Here is a 13,195-nt window from a genome sequence, read left to right as displayed (position 1 = left end):
GACCCCATGTGCCCACAAGGCGGCGGATAGATAAAATCACTGGCTGTGAATGAAAAACGACAAAAATAAGACCGAGCCTGTTGCAGGTGCGGTCTTGAATGTGTCATGGAAAGGAAATTATTCTCCGGAAATGAACCTGATGTACAGAAACCACCATCGGTCGCCTCCCAGAAGCCAGATAAAGGCGGCGCTGAGCAGGGCAGGGCCGAAGGGGAGGTTTTTACCGAAACCCAGGCGGGAGACGACAGCCTGGGCAATTCCCAGCAAAGAGCCGATAAAAAGGCAGAAAACGGCTCCCTGCCAGCCTCCCACGCAGCCGGCCATCATCAATATCCAGGCGTCCCCGGAGCCCATGGCCTCCCGCCTTGCGTGAATGTCCGTCAGGGCTCCTTCTACACTTTCCACGTTTTCCAGGGGAAAAACGTCTCCGTTTTCCAGCTCTATTCTGTCCCGGTACAAGATAACGTCGCCGGGGGACTGCTCCTCTCCGTCGATGACGACGGAACCGCCGGAAAGCACGGCCCTGTCCGCAGTGCGGTGAAAAAGCATGGACCAGTCATGGCGCTGGCCGTTGACCACAAGCTGCAATTCCTCATGGTCGGATTCCGGCTCTTTCAAGCTCCATGCGGCGGGAGTGTCGAAATGCTCCTTCCATGAACCGAAGAGCAGCTTGCCCAGTTCAATGACCAGTCTGATGATGGCATAGCCTGCGGCTCCGCCCAGGACGGCTCCTTGAAAAGCGTCTGTCCAGGTCATGATATCCTTGTCCGGCAGCAGGAAGGGGAAGAAGCAGCTGGCGCCCACGCCCGCAGCGGCGGCGGCCAGCGCCTGGGAGCGGTAAACGATGAGATGTTCCGCGTCAATGAAGATGATGACAATGGCCAGGGCGCTCCACACGCAGAGCAGAACGGCGGCGGCCAGGGACATATCCGCGTATTTCCAGGCCATGGCCGCGAAGATGAGCGCCGTCAGCAGTTCCACCAGCCAGTAGCGGAAGCTAATGGGTGTCCGGCAGCATGCGGATTTCCCCCTCAGGAACAGCCAGCTGAAGACCGGAATGTTCAGGTACCAGGGAATGGGTTCATCGCATTCCGGGCAGAAGGAGCGCGCCGGATCATTGATGGAAATGCCCAGCGGAACGCGGTAAATGACCACGTTCAGGAAAGAGCCTATGCACGCCCCGGCCATCCCGAAGACCAGGGGGATGAGCCATGCCGGAAACAGTTCAGGCATGGGGGGCGGGGGTGTAGGTCCTGCTGGGGGCCTCGTTGATGCGGTCGATCAGCAGGCGCAGCCTGCCGTAATTGCCGCGCCGGATGGGGAAGGCGATGCGCGGCAGTTTGTCCAGATGGGGTTCGTCCGCTTCGTCCGGCAGGGGGCCGGTCTGGACCATGCGGCCTCCGGGCAGGATCAGGTCTGCAAAATCCCGTTCCAGGTGTTCCACCCACTGGGCTGGAATGGGGGCGTTCAGGCGGATGGCGATCGTGTCCCCGATGAAGCGGTAGGAATGGAAAATGCGGTAGAACCGGTCGATGTGGTCGATGGCTTCCGCCGGATTCTTGGTGACGTGGATCAGATGCAGGTCGTCTTCCGAAATGAGGCCGGCGTCTACCAGCTCCACGCGGATGAAGGCCAGCCAGTTCAGCCAGAAGGTCTTGCCGGGGGAGTCCAGCAGGACGATGGGGTAAATGGTGGCTTTCCCGGTCTGGATCAGCGTGAGGGTCTCAAACACTTCGTCCATGGTGCCGAAGCCGCCGGGGAACGCCACCATGGCGTCGCTTTCCGCCACGAAGTTCAGCTTTCTGACGAAGAAGTAGTAAAAGTTGATCAACTTGTTGCTGTTGGCCACCACATGGTTGGAGGTCTGTTCATAGGGCAGCGTGATGTTCAGGCCGAAGGAGCGTTCCTCCCCGGCCCCTTCATTGGCCGCCTGCATGATGCCGGGACCTCCCCCCGTGATGACCATGTAGCCGTGTTCGTTGGCTTCCCGGGCGAATTCCCGCGCCGTTTCATAGGCCGGCTCATCGTGCCGGATGCGCGCGGAACCGAAGATGGATACCTTGCGGATGTGGCGGTACGGCGCGAACACGCAGTTGGCGCGGTACATCTCCCGCCCGGCGCGGATCAGGACGGTGAAATCGTGGTCGGAAGCGTCCGACTGCGCCATGTTGATGCCCGTTTTGATATATTCCTGCAAATAGCGGGGGTCATGCCGGGTAGAGGCGGTTTCCGAAAGTTTTTTTACGTCCCCTTCCAGGGCCTTGTAGCTGGTGTCCATGTGCAGGGTGGAGGGGCGCTTCTTGTCTTCCCCCGTAAAATCCCTGTTGTCCAGAAAATCAGGATGCTTCATTGGCTTGTGTGTGCGTTTGCCCTGTCACTATGCCAGATGACACACGGTAAGTCACAGAAAAATTGCCGGCATGCGTGAAAAGAGTTGATTGTTGGAAGCAGATCGTTAAATTGCTCCCCGCACGAGCGTTCCCAAAACATGCCGTTGGTCCTTCAGGCGGGTCGCCCCGCCGTGTTCGTGTTGAGGGGAAACCCGGTACATTACATTATATTATGTCGGAAAACGAAACCACTACTGCAGAAGAAACGGCCGTTACCACGCTGGCCCGCTTTGAAGTCCCCAGCCGCCTGGAAAAGATTGAGGATCCGAACGATCCGAACCATCTGACCTTTGTGGCGGAACCGTTTGAAAACGGTTACGGACACACGCTTGGCAACTCCCTGCGCCGCGTTCTTCTGGGCTCCCTTGAAGGGGCTGCCATCACCTCCGTCCGCATCGCCGGCGCCCAGCATGAATTCTCCTCCCTTCCCGGGGTGGTGGAAGATGTCACGGAAATCGTGCTGAACCTGAAAAAGGTCAAGTTCAAGCACCATGGCAAGGAACCGCGCCTGCTTTCCCTGCGCGTACACAAGCAGGGCGTTGTGACCGCCGCCGATATTGCCGACGATACCACTTACCAGGTCGTCAACCCCGACCAGATCATCTGCACCCTGGACCAGGACACCATGTTTGAATGCGAATTCCAGGTGCGCGTCGGCCGCGGCTTTGCCACCGGCGACGAAAACAAGGTGCCGGACATGCCCATCGGCGTGATTCCGATTGACTCCATTTTCTCCCCAGTTACCCGTGTGAAGTATTCCGTGCAGAATACCCGCGTGGGCCAGATGACCGACTATGACAAGCTGACCCTTGAAGTCTGGACGGACGGCCGCATCAGCCCGGCTGACGCCATGCTCCAGGCCTCCGCCATTCTGCGCCACCATCTGGACGTGTTCGTCAACTACGACGACAACCAGGTCAACTTCGAGGAAGCCCCCTCCGCCGTCCAGGACGAGGAAACGGCCCGCCTGCGCAAGCTGCTCAACATGAGCGTCAACGAAATCGAGCTTTCCGTACGCGCCGCCAACTGCCTCAACAACGCCAACATCACCACCGTCGGACAGCTTGCCATGAAGAGCGAAAGCGAAATGCTCAAGTACCGCAACTTTGGCAAGAAGTCCCTCAACGAGATCAAGGACAAGCTGCTGGAACTGGGCCTTTCCCTGGGCGTCCAGGTGGACCCCTCCCTGCTGACCGGCCCCGTGCCGCAGGCCAAGCCGCGCCTGGGCCTGGAAGAGGAAAGCCCCGTGGGCCTGGCGGACCTGATTGCCGCCAACATCGAAGACGACGACGACTAAATCTCACAAAACCAACACACATAGAAAAATATCATCATGAGACACGGTGTAAAAACCTCCAAGCTTCAGCGCAATGCCTCCCATCGCAGGGCTTTGCTCGCCAACCAGGCATGCAGCCTCATCCTCAATGGGCGGATCACCACCACCCTGGCCAAGGCCAAGGCTCTGCGCCCCTATGTGGAAAAGCTCATCACGCTTGCCAAGCGCGGTGACGTGCATTCCCGCCGCCAGGCCATCGCCACTATTCACAACACGACGGCCGTCAAGCGCCTGTTTGATGAAATCGCCCCCCTTTGCGCGGAACGCAAGGGCGGTTATACCCGCATCATCAAGCTTGGTCAGCGCATGACCGACTCCGCTCTCGTGGCCATGATCGAAATCATCGATCTGCCCCGTGAAGCGGCTGAAACGGAAGAAGCTCCCGCGACGACGGAAGCCACTGCCTGAAGGTAGTTCTTTTGTTCCGCGTTTTAAAAAAGCGTCATATCCGGGATTTGACATCCTGGTGATTCTTCCCCCCGCAAACTTCCATTTGCGGGGGGAAGCGCTTTCTTGGGAAGGAGTGTTTTCCTTTTCATCCATCCATTCTGGAATAGAGGAATTCTAGGTAGATGCTGGCTTTGGAGCTGATCTTGTTCATGGCTTGTTATCTCACCGCTTCTGCTCTTTTCCTGGCTTTTGGGCTCGTTTGATAAACTTGTCAATGTTTCCAGGGTGGAGGGAATTGCCTGAAGGGAAAAGAGGGAACATGGCCGCTTATTTTCCCGTCTTGAGGGGAGGAATACCGGGCAATAGGACGGGGGTTAAAATGATGAAGTACTTTATCCCGTTTTAGCTTCTGCAAGCATTATCCGGAAGAGTTCAGGGAATCTTCCCATTAAGTGATTATTCCCATTTTACAGGGAAACTCCATGGGCGCCGTGGTCGGAAAAATGGGCATGTGCCATCGAATTCCAAATTCGCTTAATTGCCTACAGAGGATAAGGCGCCAATTTATTCATTTTGTGGAAAAGCGTGCACTCGAATTATTTCCCATACCGCATATGCTGTAATGCATGAGTAAAAAATATGCTGTTGATGTACAGGCTGTTTTGGTGGAAGAGACGGAGAGGCATATGGTTTGGAAGTTGAAAACCGTTCCTGATGCGTGAATGGCGCATGGCCGGGATTTTTAACGGATAAGGTTTTTTGATCGCTCTTGCTTCTTTCCGTTGCGGGCGGTATACTAGTATCTCAACTATGGACGCAGTATTATTGTTTTCCGGACAGGGTGCCCAGAAGGTGGGCATGGGCAAAGATTTGTATGACAAGTATCCTACCGCCAAAGCCCTGATTGAGCAGGCCGACAAAGCCTTGGGGGAATCTCTCTCCACCGTCATGTTTGAAGGCCCCGGCGAAGAACTCACCCGCACCTGCAATTGCCAGCCGGCCCTGTATGTGCATGGCCTGGCCTGTCTGGCCGTTCTCAAGGAACTGGCGCCGTCCCTGAATCCCGTAGCCGCCGCCGGCCTCTCCCTGGGGGAATTCACGGCTCATGCCGCCGCCGGTACCTATTCCTTTGAAGAAGGGTTGCGCCTGGTTCAGAAACGCGGAGCTTTCATGGAGGAAGCCTGCAACGCCACCAAGGGCACCATGGCCGCGATGATCGGCGGTTCCGATGAGAACGTCATCAAACTGGCGCAGGAATGCGATGTGGACGTAGCCAACTTCAACTGTCCCGGCCAGACCGTCATTTCCGGTACGGAAGAAGGCGTGGACAAGGCCATTGCCGGAGCCAAGGGCGCCGGATGCAAGATCGCCAAAAAGCTCAACGTGGCGGGCGCCTATCACTCCCGCCTGATGCACAGCGCCATGGTGAAGCTGGCGGAAGAGCTCAAAAATGTTTCCTTCGGTACTCCGTCAATGCCCGTGTACTGCAATTATGAAGCGCGCGTGGTGGAAGGTCCCGACGATATCCGCAGCATGCTGGAACATCAGGTGTGCGGTTCCGTACGTTGGACGGCCTCCATGCAGAAGCTTGTGGACCAGGGCCACCGCCTCTTCATTGAGCTGGGGCCGGGCAAGACCCTGGCCGGCATGATGGGCCGCATCTGCAAGGATGCCACTGTTATTTCCATTGAAGACGTGCCCAGTCTGGAAGCCGCCGTTGCGGAACTGGGCAAGTAATGACCGGATTGTTGTTTTTAAACCGCCGGAGCCGTTGGAGGTTCCGGCGGTTTTTCTGTTTCAGGTTTTCCTCCATATTTCCTGCAACGGGGGAGCCGCTGCCGGAGAATGGGTTTTTGACGAGAGGCCGGGCCTGTTATTACTGTTTGCATGGAACATCCGGACGCCCGCATCAACTAGAAGACGGATGGAGGACGGGACGTTCTTCCCCTGAAAGGACTTGATTTTTATCCGGCTTTGCTGGATGGCGATGGAGGTATTCTCCGTGGGGAGCCCTCCTTGCGGTTATGGCCGTGAAAAACGGAATGCCGCAGCTCCTTCCGTGTCCAGGAACATATCCATGCGGACGGGTTGCGCTATTTCTCCATGGCCCGGTAACAGTTCAGTGATGCTCTACGGGGTAGGATATGCAATACATTCTGTTTCAGTAGAAAAAGAACGTTTGGGGTATGAAAATACCGGGGTGTTTTCAGCGGTCCGGGGTGTCTATGGGAATTTTTCTGATTCCTCCGGTGAGCAGGTGCATGTATGCCAGCATTTTGCCCATGAAAAACGCTATGGAAGGCAGAAACACCACTTCCATGTACTGGAAGTAGTTTTCCATCACGGAGTGAACAATACCGCAGGCCATGCTGAACAGGGCAATGGCGTAGAACAGGAAACTGCTTTTCGGAGGACGGCAGGCCAGCAGGGCGGCCGACGTCCGGGGGCGGGCCAGGCGCTCCTGGCGGCGGAATTCCGCCGTGAGGGGCATCCATGTCTGGCAATGTTCTTCACGGATCATGGTGTCCGGAGGAATTTTTTTGGAAGTGAGCAGAACATGAAGGTCGGCCAGGCTGACGGGGCCGACGACCTTGTCCTTGACGCGATAGTGATATAATGGGCAATGTTGGGAGGGCATTCTCCCTACATAAGGCATGAAAGGAATTCCGTCAAGAAACAAGAGCGGGAGAAATCCTGCGGGAAAGAGTTTTCATTTTTGAACGTCCCTGTTGACCGAACGGATATTTTCTGCATGATACAGAAAACTATCCTGTTATGAAATTGTTTTTCTGTTTGTGCGGTTTGCTTGTGGGGGCGTCTGTCTGTAGCATTTCTGCGGCGGCTGATAGTGAGGATCGCCAGGCTGTTCCGCCTGAGTGGGTGCAGATGCGGACCCAGGAACATGTTTTGGCGGAAATTAACCAGGTGGAAGGCTTCAATATGCCTGTGCATATTTTCTTTCTGAAGTGTACCGAAATGGGGCGTCCTGACATGAACCTGATGGAGCCAGGAAATGAAATGTTGCTGCGGTGCAGTATTTGGGTTCAAATGAAAGGGGTATGGCGCTGTATGCTCGGAGTTTGTTTCAAAAGTCCACAGGGAGATCTGGATTACAAGGCTTCCTATGCCGACGGGATGCTTTGTTTGAAAGCGGAAGGTTTCCTTTCAAAAAAGGGAGCAGATATTGCAGCGTGGATAGAAAGCGAGGAAGCTCTTCTTGCCTTGGATGACATTATTCGCATGCGTTTGGAAGAAAAAGGGGACAATCCCGCATCAAAGGAAGAGGATCGTCTGATTCCTGAAGAAAAGCTGCAGCTTGGGAACCGTGTTCATAGGAATACGGGAGAGGTGTTTTCAAAGAACTGATGGTGGGTAACGGAGAAATCCGCTTGATACCTTTCTTGATTTTTTTGGGTGCATTTTTTTCATTTTGCTCCAGCCGCTGCGCCGGATTTCTGGATGCCTTCCTCAAATAAATCTAATGTTTTTCTTTTTGCAAAAATCACTATAAACTTTCTGAAATTATGCAAATTACGGAAAAGGTTTTCTATTTCCAAGAGCCAATGTTGACTAGGCGGCTACTTTCTGCATGATACGGAAAACTATCCTGTTATGAAATTGTTTTTCTGTTTGTGCGGCCTGCTTCTGGGAGTGCTTGTCTGTAGCCTTTCTGAGGCGGTTGATGGCGGGGACCGGAAGGCTGTTCCGCCCGAATGGGTGAAGATGCGTACGCAGGAACATGTTTTGGCGGAAATCAGCCAGGTAATGGGTGCGGGTATTCCCATGCGCATGTTCTTCCTGAAGTGTGATGCGGTGGGTCTGCCGGATATGAAGCCTTTCGTTCCGGGGAAAAAGATGAATGTCTGCTGTGTCATGTGGGGGCTGTTGGATGGCCGGTGGAGCAGGATGGCCACTTTTTCCCTGATTTGCCCCCAGGAGGAGTTGTGTTACGAAGCCTCCTGTGTTGATGGAATCCTGCATATAAGCGCGGAGGGAGTCGGCTCGGAAAATGGCGGGGATATTGCAGTCTGGAAGGCGAAAAGCGAATTCTGTTTGTTATTGCCCAATTATCTTCATGTTTTTCCGTCGGAAAAGGTGGAGTGATGTCCCGTTTGGCGCAGTGGGGCGAGCGGCCCCGACCACATTTCCAAACGTCAAGGTGTGCCGTACCCCGGCCCGCTGTTAAAGGAGTTCCTTCAGGGAACCTATTTTGACGCTTGCATGGGAAAAATCCGCCTGGGCCGTCACCCGGTTCGGGATGGAAATGACGGGCATGCCCGCACGGAAGGCCGCCGTGGTGCCGTTCTGGGAATCTTCCAGCACCAGGCACGCCGAAGGAGGAATTTCGAGGTTTTCCGCCGCTCTGAGGAACAGGGCGGGATCGGGCTTGACGGGCAGATTGTCGTCCCGGCAGACGACGGTTTTGAAATAAGGCATGATGTCCAGCTTGTTCAGCCAGCCGTCCACCCAGCGATGGGAGGAGCTGGAGGCTACGGCCATGGGAATTCCTTTTTCCGCCAGGCTGCGGATGAGTTCGCCGGCTCCGGGCAGCAGCCCGGCATGTTCCAGATCGCGTACGATTTCCTTCTGGCGGAGCGCATTGATTTCGTCCCAGTCGAATGTTCTTCCCGTCAGTTTTTCCAGATGGTCGCCGGGGTTCCAGTGCGTGTAACCGCTTCCCAGGCACTGGTTGAACAGGTCCAGAGGCAGGGGATGGCCGCAGGAGTCAAATACCCGCAGCCATGAAGCGTAAATGGCGTATTCCGTGTCTACCAGCAGACCGTCGAAGTCGAAAATCACGGCGCTTGCCCGGCGCAGCAGGTTCCGCGCCTTTTCTGCATTTGCAGGATCTTCCGGAATTTGGTCAGGAATGGTCATGGGCAGGCGTTTTTTCCAGGCCTTTCAGCATTTCCAGGAAGCCCCTGTGTGCCAGCCTGGTCTGGAACAAACGGATGGCGATGACGGTGTAAATGATGTTGGGCATCCAGGCGCCCAGCCAGGTGGGCAGGTACCCGGCCGATGCCAGGGTGGGGAAGAATTCATACAGGAACAGCATGGCTGCCGCCAGGAACAATGCAATGCCTATGCCGGACATCGTGGAGCGCCTCTGGAACGTGATGGCGGAGGGAATGGCGATGAACGTCAGAATGATGCAGGAAAACATGCGCGCAATTCTCACGTGCCACTCCGTTTCCAGGCTTCTGAGCTGCTTGGCGTTGGTGGAGCCCGCCTTGATGATTTCCTGCAGGGCCGGTGTTCCCTGGGTATCTACCCGGACATTGGGGGAGATGAGCTGCCAAGGAGTTTCGGAATAAGGTTTTTTCCGCGTTTGATACCCGTCTCCGGAGAATAGGGGAACCCCGTTCAGTTCCCTGGGCTGCTGCTGGGGATAGGCTTTCTCAATGGCATGGAGGAAGGTCCACGTTCTGGAATGCGGGTCCCAGGAGGCTTCGTCCGCGAATAGCTCGTATTCCATTTTTCCTGGAGCTCCGAACTGTTCTACGCGCACCTGTCTGAACGGTTCGCCCGGGGAGTCTATGCCGGGAGGATCGCCGATGTACCAGATTCGGGATTCGTCGTCATTCTTGTAAATAATGCTTCGGGAGCTGTCATTTTTGTTCTGGCTCAGGGAGGAGAACATGAGTTTCCGGTACAGCGTGGAGTTCGGCGCCCAGTGGAACCCGAAGATACCGAAGTAAACGGCGGCAAAGACGGCGCCGATGATGACCGGGGAGTTGATCCGGAGGAGGGATCGGCCGGATTGCAGCATTCCAGTGATTTCCGAGGAGGAGGAAAGCTTGGTGAGTGCCCACAGCGTGCCCAGCAGCAGCGTGTAGGGCAGAATAAGGTTCAGGATCATGGGGAGCTGGCTCAGGTAAAAGCGGAAAGTGCCTTCCAGGGGGGATTCCAGATTCATCAGGTCTCCCACGTTGTCCGCGAAGTCTCCGATGATGTAGATCAGGGTCAGAATGGCCGTGCACATCATGAACGCGGTGAACCAGGTGCGCGCCACATACCTGTCCATGATGTCCGAGCAGTTGTAGAGGAACATGCCCGCGGCGGGGAGAAAGCAGCCGAGAAGGATCAGCCACGGACGCAGAAGCTGTGCAAGCGGATATTCGGAGGGCGTGCCGGGTATTTCCCACTGCATCTGGGACCACTCCCGCGGCATCAGGAACCAGGCCGCCACGCCTCCCAGCACAAGCAGGACAAGGAATGTGAACCATTGGCGGAGATGTTGTGCCGGGTTTGCCATGAAAAAGAAGTATGCGCCAAGAATGCCAGATCACGGAAGGGAAATAAAGCGTTATTTCCCTTCCGGAAATTGTGGAAAGCGGCTCAATTCCCTGCGGCGGCAGAGGAACCGGCGCCTGCTGGTGCGTTCATGGTGCGAGAACACGCCTCCGGAAATGCCGCATTTTGCGGGTTCCCGGGAATCTCCCGATAGAAGTTGGTGGTTGTCAACGTAGTCTGGATGGGATAAAATTTTTCCCGTCAACAATTTTCCGGGTGCTTCCTTTTCCATGTTCAAGCGTCTTGTCCAACTATTTTTCCTGCTCGTGCTTGTTGCGGTGGCCGGGCTGGTGTGGTTTTCCTGGTATGCCTCCACCCCGCTGCTGGTTCCGGTGGGGGCGGCGGAAAGTTCCGCTTCCGGAGAGTCCATGATCATGGAGCCTGTGGAGACCGTTTCCGCCGATGGGACGGCGATTGCCGGCTATCTGGTGCGTCCCCGCCTGTCCGGCACTCTGACGCCGCGCCAGAACCGCGTGAGGGACGCCCTGAAACTGCGGGGCAACATGACGCATCTGGATGAAAAGCCGGAACTGGTGGTGATCTGCACTTCCTGGGATAATGGCGTGCAGGGGTCCCTTCCTCTGGCGGAAGGCCTGACCGGAGCCGGATATTCCTGCCTGGTCTGGAATCCCCGCGGCAGGGACAACGCACGGCAATATTGCACGTACGGATTGAAGGAATATGCGGATGTTACCGCCTTGCTTGACGCCGTGGCGGAGAAAACGGGAGGTTTGCCGCCTGTGGCCGCCGTGGGGCAGGGGTTCGGGGCGGCTGTGCTGTTGAAGGCCGCTTCCGAAGATCCCCGCATCCGCTGCATGGTGTCCATGGACTGCTTCCCCTCCCTGAAGACGGTGGCGATGCGGGAGATGGAGCAGGACTGGGGAAAAACCCTGTGCTATCCTGCTTTCTGGCTCATGGATGCCGGGGTGGCGTGGCGTGCTGATTTCAGCACGTTTGACGTGGCTCCGGTGGATTATGCCCTGAAGTTGGATTATCCGGCTATGGTCGTCTGTACCAACCAGTACTTTTTTTCCACTCTGGAAGATTCCCTGAACATTTACGATTCCCTGAAGAACGACAAGAAGCAACTTTATGAATCCATCCGGGAAGGGGAGCCCTACGGAACGAAGGAACGGACCTTTCTCCATGTTATTGAAGGAAAGAAGGGGGAAAAATTTGAGAAAACGTATAAAGTCAACGTGTATGATGGGGATGACGAGCTGCAGGCTGGCATTGCGGAGTGGATTCATGACAATACCCGCATGCCCATGCCCAGGGTGCTGATGAATGAATCCTACCGTTTTCCCGTGACGGCTGCGGCGCCGTCCGGCAGATGAGCCGTGCTCCCCGTTTTGTTTCATGGTGCAGCATAGTGAATATCCCGTGAGTGAGTATCAGGACAACAGCGGAGAACTCCGCGAGAACCGCCGCAGGCGCAGCCGTTTCATTCTGCCTGCGCCGCGCCATTTGGCGGCTGTGGCCGTGGGAGGCGTTCTGGCGGCGCTGCTGGTGCATTATCTGGGGTTTGTCGTCCTGAGCTGGTTCGACCTGGGTATTCATGTCCACAAGACTGTCGCGGAGGAGCCGGCTTCAAAGCCGCTTCCTGAGAAAATCGTTCTGAAGGCGGACGACCGTCCGGCTCCGGACGTGACGGAAATTCCTGAAATGCCGGTGGTTGAGCAGATCAAGGAACTGCCCCCTCCGGAACTGCCCGATCTGGAGGACATGCTTCCGGAACAGGTGGTGATTGCACCGGGAGAAACCAGTTTTTCCGCTGATCCCGTTTCTCCCTCCCCTCCGGAATCTCTCTCCCCCCAAATGCCCCTGGTGGACATGAAATCCATTGCCCAGGGGCTTCCGGAGCTTTCCCCTCCGGAAGCGCTGAAGCCTTCCGCCAGTCCGGCGACCGTCAAGACGGCGGAGCCGGAGATGGTCAATCCGGATGAATGGTACAATAACAAGCTGAAGGGCTCAGGCGGCCAGGACGATTCCCATTTGCCGGACGGCAGCAAGTCCCTGGCCCAGCTGATGGCCCAGTCCAATCTGGGGAAGGACAGCGGGTACAGCAGGCTGGGGGCGGATCTCCTGTTTGAGTACAACAAGGCGGTGATGAAGAATTCCGCCCGTCTCAGCATGCTCCAGCTTGCGGGGCTGATGATGAAGAATCCGGACACGATTTTCATTGTGGAGGGGCATACGGACAGTTTCGGCTCCGAGGAATATAACGCCGTGCTTTCCCTCATGCGGGCGAACGCGGTGCGCCAGTGGCTGCTGGATAACGGCATTTCACTGACGCGGCCCAACGGGGAATGCAGATTGTACATCCGGGCTTGCGGGGCTTCCCGCCCGGTGGTGTCCACCAAGGGGGACCAGAATGCACAGGCTGCCAACCGGCGCGTGGAAATCCACATGCGCAAGCCGGGCGAGGAGATCCCCGCCGGCAGCCTTCCCGTCACCCATGCCGTGGACATGAATACACCCATCGCCCGCCAGGTGCGTGCAAGGATGGGGGCCAAGGCGAAGATTTCCGCCCCGGCGGAAGGCCGTCCCGCCGTTTCCGCTCCGTCCGTCCGTCCTGCTGCTCCTGCCGTGAAGCCTCCGGTAAGTTCCCCACCGCAGAAGGAACGGATTCCCGTGGCGGAGCCCGTGCCTGAAACCATCCCGTCCGCGGAACCGGTGGAGGAAGATATTCCCAATGCCGAACCGCTGGAAGATGACATTCCACTGGCGGAACCCGTGGTGAAAGCGTATGGCTCTGTGGGGATGAAGGGAGGACTGGCCTGAC

At 56.5% G+C, this 13,195-nt stretch carries 12 protein-coding genes; 7 read left to right on the top strand and 5 right to left on the bottom strand.

What is annotated here, in order from left to right; genetic code table 11:
- Window positions 1-117: 117 nt before the first annotated feature.
- Both V3C20_RS01405 and V3C20_RS01400 read right to left on the bottom strand, forming a co-directional pair.
- On the bottom strand, window positions 118-1,233 hold the full coding sequence (locus V3C20_RS01405) for an A24 family peptidase (protein ID WP_130082979.1): 1,116 nt from the start codon (window positions 1,231-1,233) through the stop codon (window positions 118-120).
- Entirely contained in the window at window positions 1,226-2,350 is a 1,125-nt protein-coding gene (locus V3C20_RS01400) for a TIGR00730 family Rossman fold protein (RefSeq protein ID WP_130082978.1), read from the bottom strand. The genes V3C20_RS01405 and V3C20_RS01400 overlap by 8 nt, the downstream gene beginning before the upstream one ends.
- Window positions 2,351-2,562: 212 nt before the next feature.
- Between V3C20_RS01400 and V3C20_RS01395 the strand changes: the two genes are divergently transcribed.
- The 3 genes from V3C20_RS01395 to fabD all read left to right on the top strand — a co-directional run bounded on the left by V3C20_RS01395 (window position 2,563) and on the right by fabD (window position 5,853).
- On the top strand, window positions 2,563-3,687 hold the full coding sequence (locus V3C20_RS01395) for a DNA-directed RNA polymerase subunit alpha (RefSeq protein WP_067571418.1): 1,125 nt from the start codon (window positions 2,563-2,565) through the stop codon (window positions 3,685-3,687).
- 36 nt (window positions 3,688-3,723) lie between these two features.
- Complete coding sequence (rplQ, locus tag V3C20_RS01390; protein WP_130082977.1) at window positions 3,724-4,134, top strand: 50S ribosomal protein L17; 411 nt, start codon at window positions 3,724-3,726, stop codon at window positions 4,132-4,134.
- Window positions 4,135-4,926: 792 nt separating this feature from the next.
- Window positions 4,927-5,853: an ACP S-malonyltransferase gene (fabD, locus tag V3C20_RS01385; RefSeq protein ID WP_130082976.1), complete on the top strand. Its 927-nt coding sequence runs from the start codon at window positions 4,927-4,929 to the stop codon at window positions 5,851-5,853.
- Window positions 5,854-6,322: 469 nt separating this feature from the next.
- Here fabD and V3C20_RS01380 read toward each other — a convergent pair whose 3' ends face one another.
- The gene (locus tag V3C20_RS01380) at window positions 6,323-6,754 is read right to left on the bottom strand and encodes a DUF4339 domain-containing protein (RefSeq protein WP_161981197.1); all 432 of its coding nucleotides are present in this window, start codon (window positions 6,752-6,754) and stop codon (window positions 6,323-6,325) included.
- 137 nt (window positions 6,755-6,891) lie between these two features.
- On the opposite strand from V3C20_RS01380, the gene V3C20_RS01375 reads away from it, so the two are divergent.
- The gene (locus tag V3C20_RS01375; RefSeq protein WP_130082974.1) at window positions 6,892-7,482 is read left to right on the top strand and encodes a hypothetical protein; all 591 of its coding nucleotides are present in this window, start codon (window positions 6,892-6,894) and stop codon (window positions 7,480-7,482) included.
- A 246-nt stretch (window positions 7,483-7,728) separates the two neighbouring features.
- Window positions 7,729-8,220 carry a hypothetical protein gene (locus V3C20_RS01370; protein WP_130082973.1) on the top strand — a complete coding sequence of 164 codons (492 nt, stop codon included), beginning with the start codon at window positions 7,729-7,731 and terminating at the stop codon, window positions 8,218-8,220.
- A 78-nt stretch (window positions 8,221-8,298) separates the two neighbouring features.
- On the opposite strand, the gene V3C20_RS01365 is transcribed toward V3C20_RS01370, so the two are convergent.
- On the bottom strand, window positions 8,299-8,994 hold the full coding sequence (locus V3C20_RS01365) for an HAD-IA family hydrolase (protein ID WP_130082972.1): 696 nt from the start codon (window positions 8,992-8,994) through the stop codon (window positions 8,299-8,301).
- On the bottom strand, window positions 8,981-10,372 hold the full coding sequence (locus tag V3C20_RS01360) for an LptF/LptG family permease (RefSeq protein WP_130082971.1): 1,392 nt from the start codon (window positions 10,370-10,372) through the stop codon (window positions 8,981-8,983). Before V3C20_RS01360 ends, V3C20_RS01365 begins: the two co-directional genes overlap by 14 nt.
- Window positions 10,373-10,640: 268 nt before the next feature.
- Here V3C20_RS01360 and V3C20_RS01355 point away from each other — a divergent pair, with 268 nt between their 5' ends.
- Window positions 10,641-11,747 carry an alpha/beta hydrolase gene (locus V3C20_RS01355; protein WP_130082970.1) on the top strand — a complete coding sequence of 369 codons (1,107 nt, stop codon included), beginning with the start codon at window positions 10,641-10,643 and terminating at the stop codon, window positions 11,745-11,747.
- Between the two features lie 46 nt (window positions 11,748-11,793).
- Window positions 11,794-13,194: an OmpA family protein gene (locus V3C20_RS01350; protein ID WP_161981196.1), complete on the top strand. Its 1,401-nt coding sequence runs from the start codon at window positions 11,794-11,796 to the stop codon at window positions 13,192-13,194.
- Window position 13,195 lies beyond the last annotated feature (1 nt).

Source organism: Akkermansia sp. RCC_12PD (assembly GCF_036417355.1).
Taxonomy (GTDB): Bacteria; Verrucomicrobiota; Verrucomicrobiia; order Verrucomicrobiales; family Akkermansiaceae; genus Akkermansia.
The sequence above is the reverse complement of the archived record's forward strand: the minus strand, read 5'-3'. Positions and strand labels throughout refer to the sequence as shown.

What these genes read in the sequence shown, in the direction of transcription:
- V3C20_RS01395 (WP_067571418.1), top strand. Translation starts at nt 2,563, where the DNA reads ATGTCGGAAAACGAAACCACTACTGCAGAAGAAACGGCCGTTACCACG.
- V3C20_RS01370 (WP_130082973.1), top strand. Translation starts at nt 7,729, where the DNA reads ATGAAATTGTTTTTCTGTTTGTGCGGCCTGCTTCTGGGAGTGCTTGTC.
- V3C20_RS01365 (WP_130082972.1), bottom strand. Translation starts at nt 8,994, where the DNA reads ATGACCATTCCTGACCAAATTCCGGAAGATCCTGCAAATGCAGAAAAG.
- V3C20_RS01355 (WP_130082970.1), top strand. Translation starts at nt 10,641, where the DNA reads ATGTTCAAGCGTCTTGTCCAACTATTTTTCCTGCTCGTGCTTGTTGCG.
- V3C20_RS01360 (WP_130082971.1), bottom strand. Translation starts at nt 10,372, where the DNA reads ATGGCAAACCCGGCACAACATCTCCGCCAATGGTTCACATTCCTTGTC.
- V3C20_RS01375 (WP_130082974.1), top strand. Translation starts at nt 6,892, where the DNA reads ATGAAATTGTTTTTCTGTTTGTGCGGTTTGCTTGTGGGGGCGTCTGTC.
- fabD (WP_130082976.1), top strand. Translation starts at nt 4,927, where the DNA reads ATGGACGCAGTATTATTGTTTTCCGGACAGGGTGCCCAGAAGGTGGGC.
- V3C20_RS01380 (WP_161981197.1), bottom strand. Translation starts at nt 6,754, where the DNA reads ATGCCCTCCCAACATTGCCCATTATATCACTATCGCGTCAAGGACAAG.
- V3C20_RS01400 (WP_130082978.1), bottom strand. Translation starts at nt 2,350, where the DNA reads ATGAAGCATCCTGATTTTCTGGACAACAGGGATTTTACGGGGGAAGAC.
- V3C20_RS01405 (WP_130082979.1), bottom strand. Translation starts at nt 1,233, where the DNA reads ATGCCTGAACTGTTTCCGGCATGGCTCATCCCCCTGGTCTTCGGGATG.
- rplQ (WP_130082977.1), top strand. Translation starts at nt 3,724, where the DNA reads ATGAGACACGGTGTAAAAACCTCCAAGCTTCAGCGCAATGCCTCCCAT.